The organism is bacterium, assembly GCA_021371935.1.
Lineage (GTDB): Bacteria > Armatimonadota > UBA5829 > UBA5829 > UBA5829 > UBA5829.
The window spans coordinates 101,543-114,639 of sequence record JAJFVF010000002.1; the positions used below are offsets into that span (position 1 = coordinate 101,543).

The following is a 13,097-nucleotide window of genomic DNA, read 5'->3' on the forward strand; positions in this document are numbered from 1 at the left end:
GTGGAACATGAAGCAATTTTTTCATATCTACATGTAATTTATTACGGTTTTCGGAGTCTAATATTATGTAAGGCAGCATATACGAGTTTTTTGGGAGGCAATAAATAATGGTTGCTAGTCGTCAAATTGCGCTTATTGTCGTCGCTCTAACTTTTTCCGGGGCCGTGTGTTTACAAGCGGCGGAGAGTTTAAGCAATGTAAAATCATCGGAAACTATAAGCCTGGAACTGAGGGATGTCGATGTAAGGTCAGCACTCAATGCATTATTCAAAAACGCTGGAAAGGACTTTGCGCTGGACCCAAACGTTACAGGAACAGTACCCGTGATATCATTCCAAGATGTCTCTTTCGATGCTGCACTAAAAACGCTTGTCAAGTCCATGGGGCTCGTCTACAGAATAGACCAGAACATCTATATCATCAGCAAAAGGCCGGAGACGGAAAATGTGCCAAACCCTTATTCTCCGACGCCGATTCCCGAAGTTGAGTCTCCAACATCTTCACCGGATGTTGTCATAGATAAGATCCAGCTCAACTATTCAAGCGCTTCCGAAATACTCGCTGCCATGGGCGGCATGGGACGCGAATATGGCGGATTCGGCAATGGATATGGTGGTTACGGAGGCTATGGCAACTTTGGAGGAATGAACAATTTTGGCGGCATGACATTCGGAGGCATGACAACCACCGGATACGGCAACTATGGATCAAACTACGGTGGATATGGCAGTAATAGCTCCCGTTACGGTAACTATGATAGATACAACACCTATAGTCGTGGCTGGTAGTCATATCAGTGCAGTAGGACTGCATAACTAATACAAAAGTATTACTAAAATTAGGCCATACGAGTAATAGACCTCTTGCCACAAGGCGGGTATACTGTCACTGTAGTAAACTGATCATGCGGCGCGAGAAGTAAGTCTTTTACTTATTCATTCCTTATTGGGCGCGGCGTTTTGGTCAGCCCAATTAAAGATTGAAAAAGTGAATATTTGTAATGGCGAGGGGCTCGGGTAAACCGGGTCCTTTTGCTTTGCAGGACTATCATGACCGATTTTGTTCATCACACCTCGCATTAGTCCAAAGCCACCGTAAAGCATTATTACACGCTGTTCAGAAAACGAGGAATCGCCTCGCAATCGTCAAGTCTTTCGTCCTTTTTGGCGCGTACAAAAACAAAAGTGTTGGTCACAGTTGGATCAACCGAATGCTGTGGGCTTCCTTGTCTTTTACGCTAAGCTGCCAACAGAGTTGCGCCATCAATAATGATATTGATATCCTGTTATAAAGGACGGTAGTAGATGGAAACAACAATCTTGGGACGCACTAATATGGTGGTAACGCGCACTGGATTCGGAGTGCTGCCCCTTCAGCGCACGCAAATTTCAGAGGCCGTGCGTATCTTGAAAAGAGCATATGATGCAGGCATCACTTTTTATGACACTGCGAGGGCGTATACAGACAGTGAAGAAAAGATCGGCTATGCCCTTTCCGATGTACGCGATTCGATTGTCATAGCTACCAAAACCGCCTCGACGACTCGCACAGGTGTGCTGGCGGATATTGAGGTAAGCCTCAAAAACTTGCGCACCGACCATGTCGATCTGCTCCAGCTCCACAATCCTACTGAATTACCGGACCCGGAAGACTCTGAGTCGTCTTATGCGGGGCTTATTGAAGCGCGCGAAAAGGGCATGACCGTCTTTATCGGGTTCACTAACCACCATAGAGAGCGGGCACTGGCAGCTGTCGAGTCGGGGTTATACGACACACTGCAATACCCGCTGTGCCATATATCGAACGGTAATGACCTTGAGGTAATTGAGCGATGCAAAGCAGCCAATGTAGGGCTGATTGCTATGAAGCCTCTTTCAGGAGGATTGCTCACTAATGCCAAAACAGCATTTGCTTTCCTGAGACAATATGAAAACCTTGTCCCTATATGGGGTTTCCAACGTATGAACGAGCTTGAAGAGGTTCTGGAATTCGATTCCAACCCGCCGGTGATGGACGATGAAGTGTGGAAGGCAATAGAGACTGATCGTAAAGAGTTGGCTGGAGACTTCTGTCGGGCATGCGCGTATTGCATGCCGTGTCCGGCGGGCATCCAGATTCCCATGGCTGCACGTATGGGTCTGCTTCTCAGACGGATGCCGTATCAGCAGTTTATGTCGAAGCAGTGGCATAGCGAAATGCAGAAAATCCGTAACTGCATGCATTGCGGACAATGCAAGTCACGCTGCCCATATGAACTCGATACGCCTGCGCTTCTGGACAAGATGCTTGCGGACTACGAAGAGTTTTACTGCGAACATTCGCGGTCCTGAAATATGTATCTATGCTCATCGGAAAATATTTTAGCTAAAAACTGGTAAAAACACCTGCCCGAACCCCTTGACTGAACGCGCTGTCGATGGTATCCTCTTCCGTACAAGCAGATGTATTGAATTGGTGGTAAGCAGGTTTTATGTCCCAAAGTATTTGCGCAGCTCCTTTGGCTGTTAAAATCGAAGCTGATGGACAGTGGCCATCGGTAAAACTCAGCGGCAGAGCAGATCGATCAAATGTATCGCGACTGCTCGCAGTTCTTGAACAGGTGGCTGATCAAAACGACAGGTGCGTTTCACTCGATCTGGAGGACCTTGAAGCAATGGATGCTTCGGCGCTTCAGGGTCTGGCAAAGAGCGTCGGCGAATTTAAGGATCGTCACCGCAAACTGCACCTGACGGCGACAAGCTCCGCAGTCCGAGATATACTCGATAGACACCACCTCTGGGATATGTTCTGCCTATGCAAAGACTGCGCGCACGATTGTTCACCGGAAAACTGTACTCAAGCGGAGAGTTCATGGGATATAGACGTTTTTACGCTGGATTCTGTGATATCCAACTGCCGCGAAGCAAGGCACAGGGTCGGTAGAATGGCGATGGCGGCAGGCTTCAGTGAAGATGGAGTAAACGATATCCTGCTGGCGGTTGGCGAGGCGATAACAAACGCCATCAAATACGGCTCAAAGAATGTTGAAAATGCTATTTTCACGGTAAGCTGTCTGGTCAGCGAAGAGCGATTTTGTATCTCCGTAAGTGACAATGGTCCCGGGTTTAATTATCAAGAGATTCCATGTTTTGAGGATGCTCTGTTTATGGAGCATGGCAGGGGCATCTACTGCATCAAAGCACTCATGGACGAGGTCAGCTTCTACTTCAACCACGGCTGCACAGTCAGGATGGTCAAACACAAGAGCTGATAAGGTCCATAACCTCAAGCATTCACATGCGAAGTGTGTGGGTTTCACATTTGCTTTATGAGCATGGCACTATGCAGGTCGGGTATGGTTCTCGATCCGGTGCAGAACATTACTGTTGCAAGCTCTTCGGCCAGTCTCTCAATCTCCTCAAAGAGCACATCGCGCGATATGGCTGCGCATTTTAGAAACGGAAGTGCAATCCCCGCTGCTGATGCGCCAAGAGCAATTGACTTTGCAATGTCTTCACCACTGCGCACGCCGCCGCCGGCTATGACAGGCAGGTTCGGCACCACACTCTTTACGGCAAGCAGACTGTCGACCGTTGATATTCCCCATTCGCCCATGGTCTCGCCAAGAGCGGATAAAGCAGAGCTTATGTTCCGTTTGCTTTCCACCTTCGCCCATGACGTCCCCCCTGCACCGGCAACATCGATGCCCGCAACCCCTACGTCGGCCAGCAGAGATGCAGTCCTTGCCGATATGCCATGACCGACCTCTTTGACGATTACGGGCACATCAAGCGAATCGCAGACCTCGCCTATGTGGGCCGAGAGAATGCGAAAGTTGACATTGCCGTTCTCCTGAATGCACTCCTGCAGGGGGTTGAGATGGAGCATGAGCGCATCGGCGTCGATCATTTCGACTACCCGGCTGCATGAATCCACATCGCATCCATTGTTGAGCTGGACAGCGCCGAGGTTTGCAAAGAGCAAAATATCCGGAGCGATATCGCGAACCTGAAATGTCCACTCTATATCCGACCTCTCCAAACCGACACGCTGGCTTCCGACCCCCATGGCCAGGCCGTACCTCTGAGCCGCCTCAGCAAATATCCGGTTATACTCGGCTGTCTCGGGAGCCCCGCCGGTCATAGGAGATATCATAAGCGGCATGGCCAAACGCTTGCCGAAGAGCATAATCGAAGTGTCAACATCGCTGCGGTCTATCTCCGGCAGCGCTTCATGGACGAATGAATATCGCTCGAAGCCCGCTGTTTTGGCGTGAAATTCAACGTCCTGGTGCAGCGCAATCTCGATATGATCGGCCTTGCGCTGGATATTCTCATATGCTCTGGCGAATGACAATATCGTCTCCTATGGTCTCGCGAAGTCTGCCTGTGCGTGTGAGCACGGCGTCTACAGCATCCAAAATACCCTGCTGGTTCAGGCCGTATTCTGCCCGTATGCATGACGCACTGCCATGACTGATAAACGAATCAGGCAGTCCAATTATCTCGACTGGCACGTCAAGAACGCCTCTGCTTGCAAGGCATTCGAGCACGGCTGATCCAAAACCACCGCATGTTGCATTCTCCTCAACAATCACCATTCCACCACACTCCGAAGCCGCTGCAATAATCGCTGCCTCATCCAAAGGTTTAACGAACCGTGCATTTATTACCCGCGCGCCGATCCCTAATAGATCGAGGTGCTCTGCTGCCTCCATCGCCTCGTTTGCAATGGGTCCAACGGCTATGATCGCGACATCATCACCATCCCGCATCAACTCGGACTTGCCTTTGTCGATGGCGGCAATCCGAAGCCGTTTCGGGCCTTCCGCGCATCCCCTCGGATATCGGATTGCCACGGGTCCATCCATTTTGAACGCCGCATGCAGCATTCCAACGAGTTCCGGAGCGTCTTTTGGAGCCATCACGGTCAGGTTTGGCACATGGCGCAAATATGACAGGTCGAATGCGCCATGATGGGTCGGACCGTCCTCTCCCACTATACCCGCTCTGTCCAGCGTAAAAATCACCGGCAGATTCTGCAGGCAGACATCATGAACGATCTGGTCATAACTGCGCTGGAGGAAAGTCGAATATATCGCCACCACAGGTTTCATCCCGGCCTTGGCAAGACCGGCGGCAAATGTTACTGCATGGCTTTCGGCTATGCCCACATTAAAAAACCTGTTCGGATATTTTTTTGCAAACCGGTTCAGCCCGGTGCCGTCGGGCATGGCGGCTGTGATCGCGGCAATCTTCGTATCCTTTCTGGCAAGCTGTGTCAGTGCACGCCCGAAGACATCCGTGAACGTCCTCTTGGACTTTGCCGGAACCTTGCCGTTATCGGAGTTGAAAGGTCCTATGCCATGAAAATGCCTGGCATTGTGCTCGGCATGAGAATAACCTTTGCCCTTGACTGTGACAACATGCAACAGCACCGGACCTTTCATCTCAAACCCCTGAGAAATGAAGTGCTTGAGTTCGGATATGTTGTGGCCGTCTATGGGTCCGAGATATTCAAAACCCAGAGCCTCGAAGATCGTGCCGCTGGTTGGTGAGACCCAGCTTGTGAGTCCGCGTTTGAGCAGTTGGGTCGTCTTTCTCATCAACCCGCCGCCCAAAGGCATCCTGCGAATGATCTCCTGAGCGCCGCTCTCGACTGTCCTGTAGAGCGGCATGGTCCTCAAATGCGCTATGTGAGCCGCCAGAGCGCCTATACTCGGACATATTGACATCTTGTTGTCGTTCAATATGACAAGCAAATTCGTCCCCGACGCACCGGCATTGTTGATTGCTTCCCATACCATTCCTCCGCCGAGAGCGCCATCGCCAACCACAGCCGCAACACGGTATTTATCGCCCGCAAGGTCCCTGCCCTGAGCTATCCCCAGAGCGGCTGATATGGATGTGCTGGCATGACCCGTGCCAAATGAGTCGTAATCGCTCTCCGAGGGCTTTGGAAAACCGCATATGCCTCCGGCCTGCCTGAGCGTATGGAATGAGTCGCGGCGGTCCGTGAGTATCTTGTACGGATAGCACTGATGCCCCACATCCCAGATCAGCTTGTCATGCGGCACATCCATTACGCTCAGCAGCCCGATGGTCAACTCTACAACACCAAGCGACGGAGCCAGATGGCCGCCATTTGAACTTACCACTTCCAATATTGATGCCCGGACCTCTTGCGCAAGTTTCGCCAATTGAGCATTGGACAAGCTCCTGAGGTCTGTGGGCAGATCCAGAGAACCAAGAAGACTGCCTGTCATATCTAACTCCTAAGTAAATCACGGTTGGTCGCTTGCATAACCACTATAGTTTTTTACACCAGTAAAACCGCATACAATCGTGCAATTTACTAAGTCAGATTTCCGGAGGAAATGTGACTCTTTCTGACCGTAAATTGCCTAGATATAGCTGAGGGCGGAGAGTGGAAGACAACAATACCTATACATATCAGCCGCCCCGAATGCAGTCGCTATTAGACTTTGTTCCCAGTCTTGCAGCACCGGCAAACGCACAAAGGAAGAGAGCGTTGTGTGTTGTAAGTTATGAGTTTTGGGTCAAGGTTAGCTAATGGACATTCTGGGCAATATCCATACGTGCTCGGAGGCAATTTGAGAATTTCCGCCGCAAGGTCATAAGGTCAGGATTTGGAGAAGTTGAGAGGTGAGAGGTGAGAAACGAGAGTACATATGCCGTAAATGTACCGGAGCATATATGCGAAAGGCTGGCAAAGAGCCATTACGAAAACTTCAGCGTAGGCTCCATCTTTCTGCCGCGCGAGATAAGGCGTCATGTGTTCAATGTCTACGCATACTGCCGGGTATGCGATGACCTTGCGGATGAAATAGATGACCCGGAACTGTCTGCGCGACTGCTGGAGTGGTGGAGAGATGAACTCCATGCCTGCTTTGACGGCAGCCCTCGACACCCGGTCTTTACGGCTCTATATGAGACGATCACCCGGTTTAGTCTGCCCATGGAACCGTTTGAAGACCTTATCAGCGCGTTTTTGCAGGATCAGACCCTCACTCGGTATGAGACGTTCGAGCAGGTGATGGATTATTGCAAACGCTCGGCGAACCCGGTTGGCCGGGTGTTTCTCCACCTGCTCGGGTATACGGATGATAAGAAGCGTGAACTTGCCGACTTCACCTGCACCGCACTCCAGCTGGCCAACTTTTGGCAGGATATAGCCATCGACTACAAAAAAGGCCGCATATATATCCCAAAAGAAGATATGGAGCGGTTCGGCTACAGTGAGAGCGAACTGAGAAACAATATCGTTAACGCGAGTTTCGTGAGGATGATGCGGTTTGAGATAGCCCGGACAAGGGAACTTTTTGAACGCGGAGCACCGCTCGCGCGCCTCATATCCGGCGCAGGAGCAGCAGATGTGGAGCTATTTACACAGGGAGGATTGGCGGTGCTGCGGTCGATCGAACGGATCAACTATGATGTCTTCAGAAAGCGGGCGAAAGTCTCAAAGTCGCGAAAGATATTGTTGATGGCAGGCTGGTGCGCAAGGAGGTTTGCTGTTGGGTCTTGATGAAACGGTCTCGCACGAGCAGCTTCGGCAGTCATATCGCTATTGCAGAAGCGTAGCAAAAAGGCGAGCGAGAAATTTTTATTACTCGTTCATGGTGCTCCCGCGTGAAAAAAGCGACGCCATGTGCGCGGTGTATGCATTTATGCGCTATTGCGACGACATCGCCGACGACCCGGACTTCGGCAGGGACAAAAAAACACTGCTGGGCAAATGGCGACACTCGCTCGAAATGAGCATGCACGGCGACTACGGTGGGAGCATGATCATGCCTGCTTTTGCGGACGCAGTGAAAAAATTCGACATACCCACCAGCTATTTTCACCAACTCATAGACGGCGCGACCATGGACCTGTCCGTCAATCGATATGGCACATTTGACGAGTTATATGACTATTGCTATAAAGTGGCATCTGTGGTCGGGTTGGTGTGCATTCATATATTCGGGTTCGACTCGCCTCAGGCAAGGCGGCATGCCGAATTCTGCGGCATTGCCTTTCAACTCACCAATATACTGCGCGACGTAAAGGAGGATGCAGAGCAAGGGCGCATATACATCCCGGAAGAGGACCTGTGGGCATTTAATTACAGCATGCAGGACCTGATAAATGGCGTCCATGATGACAGGTTTCAAAGGCTCATGAGGTTTGAAGCGCACAGGGCACATGACTTTTACAGCGCTGCGCTGCCCTTGGTCCCGATGGTGCATGGATCGGGTAGGCCGGGGCTTTGCGCGATGATAGAAATATATTCTAGCATCCTCGATATGATCGATAAAAGACCGGGCGATGTGTTCGCGGGTCAGGTCTGCCTTCCGACATCCCGCAAGCTCTCAATCGCGGCAAAGGCGCTCATCAAGTCCAGATTGAACGGAGGAAAGCCATCGCTGCCTCAGTTACAGTCATAGGAGGAGGAGTCGCAGGACTTTCCTGCGCATGTGAGCTTGCAGACGCCGGATTGAATGTGACGGTGCTTGAAGCAAAAAAGCACTTGGGTGGAAGAGCACATTCGTTTCGCGACAAAGAGACTGGAATGAGCATCGACAACTGCCAGCATATATTGCTGGGCTGCTGCGATGCCGCCATCGGTTTTCTGACGAAGATCGGCTCGATCGGGCAGGTTGAGTTTCATGACGAAATCAGTTTTATTGGAGCCAAAGGCAGGGTTTTGGAAGTGAGGTCGTCGTTTCTGCCCGCACCCGTCCATTTGGTGCCGTCGATTCTTAAAGCAAGCTGCCTTTCCGGTCGTAATAAGATCGAGCTTGGCCGGGTTTTTGCGAGGGTTTTGCGGACTGAACCCAGATCCGAACAAGTTGCGCAGGAGTATCTCAAAGCTCTGGGCTGTTCGGCCGGCCTTATTGCATGCCTGATCGATCCAATACTGATCGCCGCACTCAACGAACCGGCATCTGATGCATCGGCGCAATATTCGCGCATGGTCCTTAAGAAGTCGCTTCTGGAAAGCAAATGCGGTTACAGGCTGGGTGTGCCGAACGCTCCGCTCTCGCATATAATCGATGGACCTGCCGTGCGATATTTGTCGAGAAGAGGCTGCAAAGCCAGGACATCCGCTAAAGTGGAAAAGCTGAATATCCATGGCGGCAAAGTCGAATCAGTTATCCTGGCGGGTGGAACGCAAATCAGGTCGGATTATTATGTTTGCGCGGTGCCGCCATGGTCGCTTGCGGAGATTGGATACGCCAATGATGCCGGCCAGGAAATGCACTGGCGTTCTATTAAGAGTGTGCACCTATTTTATGAGGTTGCTGATTTTGGATTCGAGCGGGCATGCATGGCAGGGGAACCATTTGGGTGGGTGTTCAACAAGACGCATGACTTCGGGCTGGAGAGAGGTTATATTCAAGCTGTCGCAAGTGGGGCAGACTCACTGGAGAATATCGGCGGCAGTGAGCTGATAGAACTTGCTCAGAATGCGGTCGATAAGGCGGCAGGCAGGAAGTGCAGGCAGTCTTTGAGGCGAGCCGTGATATACAATGCGCATAGAGCGACATTTGCGACTTTGCGCTGTGATGCACTGCGGCCATCAGCCAAAACGCACATAAGTAACTTGTATTTGGCGGGAGACTGGACCGATACAGGTTGGCCGGCCACGATTGAAGGAGCCGTAAGGTCCGGCCTGACCGCATCCAATCAAATCCTAAGTCAAATATAAAATATCAAATCCCAAATACTAAATTAAAGGGGGGTTGGTCTGGTGAAGAGAGGGTCATTGTGCATTGTTGCCACAATTATTCTTGCAGCACCGGCACTGGCAAATCCATACATGCATCAGATAATTACAACCTCATGGCCCGGCCTATCCGGTCTTTATATGATACCGACCGCACGCACCCTCAAAGCCGGACAGGTGGCTATGGGCTTCAATGAGGCAAAACATGCGGAAAATGTGGAGGACGGCCGCTATGTGGACAGGCAGATACGTGGTGTCGTTACATGGGGCGTGTCGGACTGCTGGGAGGTGTATGGATCATATTACAATGACCTGTTTACGGTGCCTCCAGGCGTTGAACCTCAATTGAGCAACCAATCATTTGCCACATTCGGTTTCAAATACAGGATTATGCAAGAGGACTCTCATTACTGGTTTCCGACAGTCGCGGTGGGGGTCCGCGATATCGGCAACAGTGAGAACGAGGTCGGTCCTCTGGAAGGCGTGCACAATGGCAGGAAACTTTTTATACTCGCCAGCAAAAAACTGCTCAAAAGCGAAGAGCTTGGCAGATTTATGGATGTGCATGCCGGTGTGACGCTCGACTCGCAGACCACGGCTGCAATGCTGGGCTTTGAGTTGACTCTGACCCCGAGTGTCAGCTTGATAGCGGAGGGAATGTGGGACTCGCCCTTCATAAACTATCGAGAATACGGCAGAAACGATGTCGCGGGCAAATATATATTTGACGTCGGTATCCGCATGTATCCTGAACTTGTGCCTGGTCTTGTGCTGGATACAGGATTTGTCGGCGACGGTGAGTTCGAGTTTTCGTTTGGCGTAAGCTATGTGATGGGTCTTTGATGGACTGCCCCGGCACACGTTGCCGGGGCACAGTCTCCAAACCCGTCAGAAAGTTTCCTCGTCTTCATAAGCCATTTCAGACTCCGCAGTATACATGTCGGGGTCTGTGTCGAACTCTTCCTTGCATTCTTCACTGCAAAAACAATAGTGTTTTCCACGATAATCAGAGCAGACTGCAGCATGTTCCTCAGCCACTACCATACCGCATACCGGATCGATCGGCATATGGTCACCTCCAAGATAGTTTTGCGTATGAGCAGGATTCCCATCGCAACTGACGTTAAAACGCTGATGCAAGTAACCAATCACGAAAATCTTGGTGCTCAGAATGGGTAAAAAAATTATGATTGGAGTCCATATTGAAAGTGAAGTGATCATCGATGGATACGACTCATGAATCCAGGACGTCCGGCGCAGATGGATGGTATTTCCTGACACTGGGAATCCTGATGATTGCACTGGGCATCCTGGCAATAGGCGTGCCGTTCGTGAGCACACTGGCTGTGGCATACACACTGGGGCTCATTTTAATAGTCGGTGGAGTGGCATATGCGATCCACGCATTTAAGACCAGGGGTGAAGGCGGCTTCATACTGAAGCTGATTACAACGCTGGTATATATCGCAGCTGGAGTGTTTCTGCTGGCATATCCGCTGGCAGGAGCCGTGATATTGACGCTGGTGCTTGCCATCTTCTGGAGCGTGGCGGGTATTGTCAAAATTATCAATGCTCTGCAGCTCAGACATAGGCCAAACTGGGGATGGATGCTCTTTAACGGCATCGTGACACTGATCTTGGGTATTATCGTCTGGAGCATGTGGCCTATGGCAAGTTTGTGGGTGCTTGGACTGTTTGTCGGGATCGACCTGATTGTGGCGGGCTGGACGGTGATAAGCCTTTCATTCGCCGCTCATGGAGGGTTCTTTACCCCGATGTATCGACCCACATAACAAAAGTTGGGGCGGCGATATGCCGCCCCAACTGATTTAGTATTTTAGATTTAGTATTTTAGATTCGATACTGACTATTTGGATGCTGGAGTGACGCCGAGTTTGTTGAACTGAGCCACTATGTCTTCCTTGGAGATCGTGCCGACATGCCTGAACACCTGCTTGTCATTCTGGAAGATCAACTGCACAGGAATCGACGTCACGTTGTATTTGTCAGCCGCCTCCTTGTTCTGATCGACATCTATGGCCACAAACTCAACCTTGCACTTATACTCCTTTTCCAGAGCCTTGATGATCGGCTTCATACTCTGGCAGGGACCGCACCACTCAGCGCCCAGTTCCATAAACTTTACAGTGGGAGCCGGGGCAGTATCGGCTTTTGCGGCTGCAGGCTGTGCACCTGGTTGAGTCGATGGCTCAACAGCCGGAGCCGACTGTTGAATGGGTCCCGATCCTGGCTGGGCTGGGCTTGCCGGAGGAGTCTTTGAAGGCGAAGCCGCCGGTGGGCACGGCGCTTTTGCCAAGTGGGTCTCCCCGGAAGTCTTTGAGCCTTGTATGGCCAATATCCCGCCGGCTACGGCTGCCGCCACAACAATTAGAGATACGACTATCGTCAATATAGTTCGCTGCTGCTTAGTCATTACGGGTACCTCCTGATTACACTCCATACACCTTTACCCGTAATCAGCTCATCATTAACCAGTCAACAAGATAATGGCGAAATAGTTTGCAGCAGCTCGACAGTTACATATCTCGCGACTACCCGAATCTGCCGGTCACATAGTCCTCAGTGCGCTTATCGGTAGGGCGCGTAAATATACCCGAAGACTCGCCGAACTCGATCATCTCACCCATCAGGAAGAAACCCGTATAGTCCGATACACGCGCAGCCTGCTGCATGTTGTGAGTCACTATTACGATCGTGTAATCGGACTTGAGCGTCTGCATAAGCTCCTCTATCCTGAGAGTCGATATCGGGTCGAGCGCCGAGCATGGTTCGTCCATAAGCAATACTTCGGGCTTGACGGCCAGTACCCGCGCAATGCACAATCTCTGCTGCTGGCCGCCAGATAAAGCCATGGCCGATTTGTGCAGATCGTCCTTTACTTCGTCCCAAAGCGCCGACCTCACGAGACTCTCCTCCACGATGTCTGATAGCTGAGACTTGCTCCTGACGCCATGAACCCTCGGACCATATGCAACGTTCTCAAAGATCGACTTCGGAAAGGGGTTGGGCTGTTGAAAAACCATTCCCACTCTCTTGCGAAGGCTTACCACATCAACGTCGGCGTCATGTATATTCTTGCCATCGAGCAATATCGTCCCCTCTATTTTGACACCGGCGACCAGATCGTTCATTCTGTTGAGGCACCGCAGAAAGGTCGATTTGCCACAGCCTGACGGTCCGATCAGGGCTGTGATTGCAGCGCTCGATATTTCTATACCGATCCCTTTGAGCGCATGAAAAGCGCCATAGTGCAGGTTGAGTGACGATACGGATATGCTTCCACAAATGTCTTTGCAGACGCGTTCGATCGGCGGGATAGCCGGATCGATTGGCTTTTTTTTCAATGCAGCAGTTGCTCCCAT

13 protein-coding genes are annotated in these 13,097 nt (G+C 51.1%); 8 read left to right on the top strand and 5 right to left on the bottom strand.

Features of this window, described 5'->3' with window-relative positions; genetic code table 11:
- Nucleotides 1-107 precede the first annotated feature (107 nt).
- The 3 genes from LLG46_00535 (at nt 108) to LLG46_00545 (ending at nt 3,250) form a co-directional block, all read left to right on the top strand.
- Nucleotides 108-788, top strand: a complete 681-nt coding sequence (locus LLG46_00535) for a hypothetical protein (protein ID MCE5321781.1) — start codon at nt 108-110, stop codon at nt 786-788.
- A 516-nt stretch (nt 789-1,304) separates the two neighbouring features.
- Nucleotides 1,305-2,330 (top strand): aldo/keto reductase, encoded by a 1,026-nt coding sequence (locus tag LLG46_00540; protein MCE5321782.1) that lies wholly within the window; start codon nt 1,305-1,307, stop codon nt 2,328-2,330.
- A 140-nt stretch (nt 2,331-2,470) separates the two neighbouring features.
- A complete protein-coding gene (locus LLG46_00545; GenBank protein MCE5321783.1) occupies nt 2,471-3,250 on the top strand; it encodes an ATP-binding protein in 780 nt (259 codons plus the stop codon).
- Nucleotides 3,251-3,294: 44 nt separating this feature from the next.
- Here the strand turns inward: LLG46_00545 and fni are convergent, their stop codons facing one another.
- Together fni and dxs are read right to left on the bottom strand one after the other, a co-directional pair.
- On the bottom strand, nt 3,295-4,335 hold the full coding sequence (gene fni / locus LLG46_00550; GenBank protein MCE5321784.1) for a type 2 isopentenyl-diphosphate Delta-isomerase: 1,041 nt from the start codon (nt 4,333-4,335) through the stop codon (nt 3,295-3,297).
- Nucleotides 4,313-6,244 (bottom strand): 1-deoxy-D-xylulose-5-phosphate synthase, encoded by a 1,932-nt coding sequence (gene dxs, locus LLG46_00555; GenBank protein ID MCE5321785.1) that lies wholly within the window; start codon nt 6,242-6,244, stop codon nt 4,313-4,315. The genes fni and dxs overlap by 23 nt, the downstream gene beginning before the upstream one ends.
- A 407-nt stretch (nt 6,245-6,651) precedes the next feature.
- On the opposite strand from dxs, the gene hpnC reads away from it, so the two are divergent.
- From hpnC to LLG46_00575, 4 genes are read left to right on the top strand one after another with little or no spacing between them, the layout of a single operon-like run.
- Nucleotides 6,652-7,527 (top strand): squalene synthase HpnC, encoded by an 876-nt coding sequence (gene hpnC, locus LLG46_00560; protein MCE5321786.1) that lies wholly within the window; start codon nt 6,652-6,654, stop codon nt 7,525-7,527.
- On the top strand, nt 7,517-8,431 hold the full coding sequence (locus LLG46_00565; protein MCE5321787.1) for a phytoene/squalene synthase family protein: 915 nt from the start codon (nt 7,517-7,519) through the stop codon (nt 8,429-8,431). The genes hpnC and LLG46_00565 overlap by 11 nt, the downstream gene beginning before the upstream one ends.
- A complete protein-coding gene (gene hpnE, locus LLG46_00570; protein MCE5321788.1) occupies nt 8,389-9,696 on the top strand; it encodes a hydroxysqualene dehydroxylase HpnE in 1,308 nt (435 codons plus the stop codon). The genes LLG46_00565 and hpnE overlap by 43 nt, the downstream gene beginning before the upstream one ends.
- A gap of 42 nt (nt 9,697-9,738) precedes the next feature.
- Complete coding sequence (locus LLG46_00575; protein MCE5321789.1) at nt 9,739-10,557, top strand: YjbH domain-containing protein; 819 nt, start codon at nt 9,739-9,741, stop codon at nt 10,555-10,557.
- Nucleotides 10,558-10,602: 45 nt separating this feature from the next.
- Here LLG46_00575 and LLG46_00580 read toward each other — a convergent pair whose 3' ends face one another.
- Nucleotides 10,603-10,782, bottom strand: a complete 180-nt coding sequence (locus LLG46_00580) for a YHS domain-containing protein (protein ID MCE5321790.1) — start codon at nt 10,780-10,782, stop codon at nt 10,603-10,605.
- Nucleotides 10,783-10,937: 155 nt separating this feature from the next.
- Between LLG46_00580 and LLG46_00585 the strand changes: the two genes are divergently transcribed.
- Nucleotides 10,938-11,507, top strand: a complete 570-nt coding sequence (locus LLG46_00585; protein MCE5321791.1) for an HdeD family acid-resistance protein — start codon at nt 10,938-10,940, stop codon at nt 11,505-11,507.
- 74 nt (nt 11,508-11,581) lie between these two features.
- On the opposite strand, the gene traF is transcribed toward LLG46_00585, so the two are convergent.
- Nucleotides 11,582-12,148 carry a conjugal transfer protein TraF gene (gene traF / locus LLG46_00590; GenBank protein ID MCE5321792.1) on the bottom strand — a complete coding sequence of 189 codons (567 nt, stop codon included), beginning with the start codon at nt 12,146-12,148 and terminating at the stop codon, nt 11,582-11,584.
- Between the two features lie 118 nt (nt 12,149-12,266).
- Complete coding sequence (gene pstB, locus LLG46_00595; protein MCE5321793.1) at nt 12,267-13,097, bottom strand: phosphate ABC transporter ATP-binding protein PstB; 831 nt, start codon at nt 13,095-13,097, stop codon at nt 12,267-12,269.

Bases quoted from the DNA above. Each gene is read 5' to 3' on its own strand.
- LLG46_00540 (MCE5321782.1), top strand. From the start codon at position 1,305: ATGGAAACAACAATCTTGGGACGCACTAATATGGTGGTAACGCGCACT.
- pstB (MCE5321793.1), bottom strand. From the start codon at position 13,097: ATGGGAGCAACTGCTGCATTGAAAAAAAAGCCAATCGATCCGGCTATC.
- dxs (MCE5321785.1), bottom strand. From the start codon at position 6,244: ATGACAGGCAGTCTTCTTGGTTCTCTGGATCTGCCCACAGACCTCAGG.
- LLG46_00535 (MCE5321781.1), top strand. From the start codon at position 108: ATGGTTGCTAGTCGTCAAATTGCGCTTATTGTCGTCGCTCTAACTTTT.
- LLG46_00545 (MCE5321783.1), top strand. From the start codon at position 2,471: ATGTCCCAAAGTATTTGCGCAGCTCCTTTGGCTGTTAAAATCGAAGCT.
- traF (MCE5321792.1), bottom strand. From the start codon at position 12,148: ATGACTAAGCAGCAGCGAACTATATTGACGATAGTCGTATCTCTAATT.
- LLG46_00580 (MCE5321790.1), bottom strand. From the start codon at position 10,782: ATGCCGATCGATCCGGTATGCGGTATGGTAGTGGCTGAGGAACATGCT.
- LLG46_00585 (MCE5321791.1), top strand. From the start codon at position 10,938: ATGGATACGACTCATGAATCCAGGACGTCCGGCGCAGATGGATGGTAT.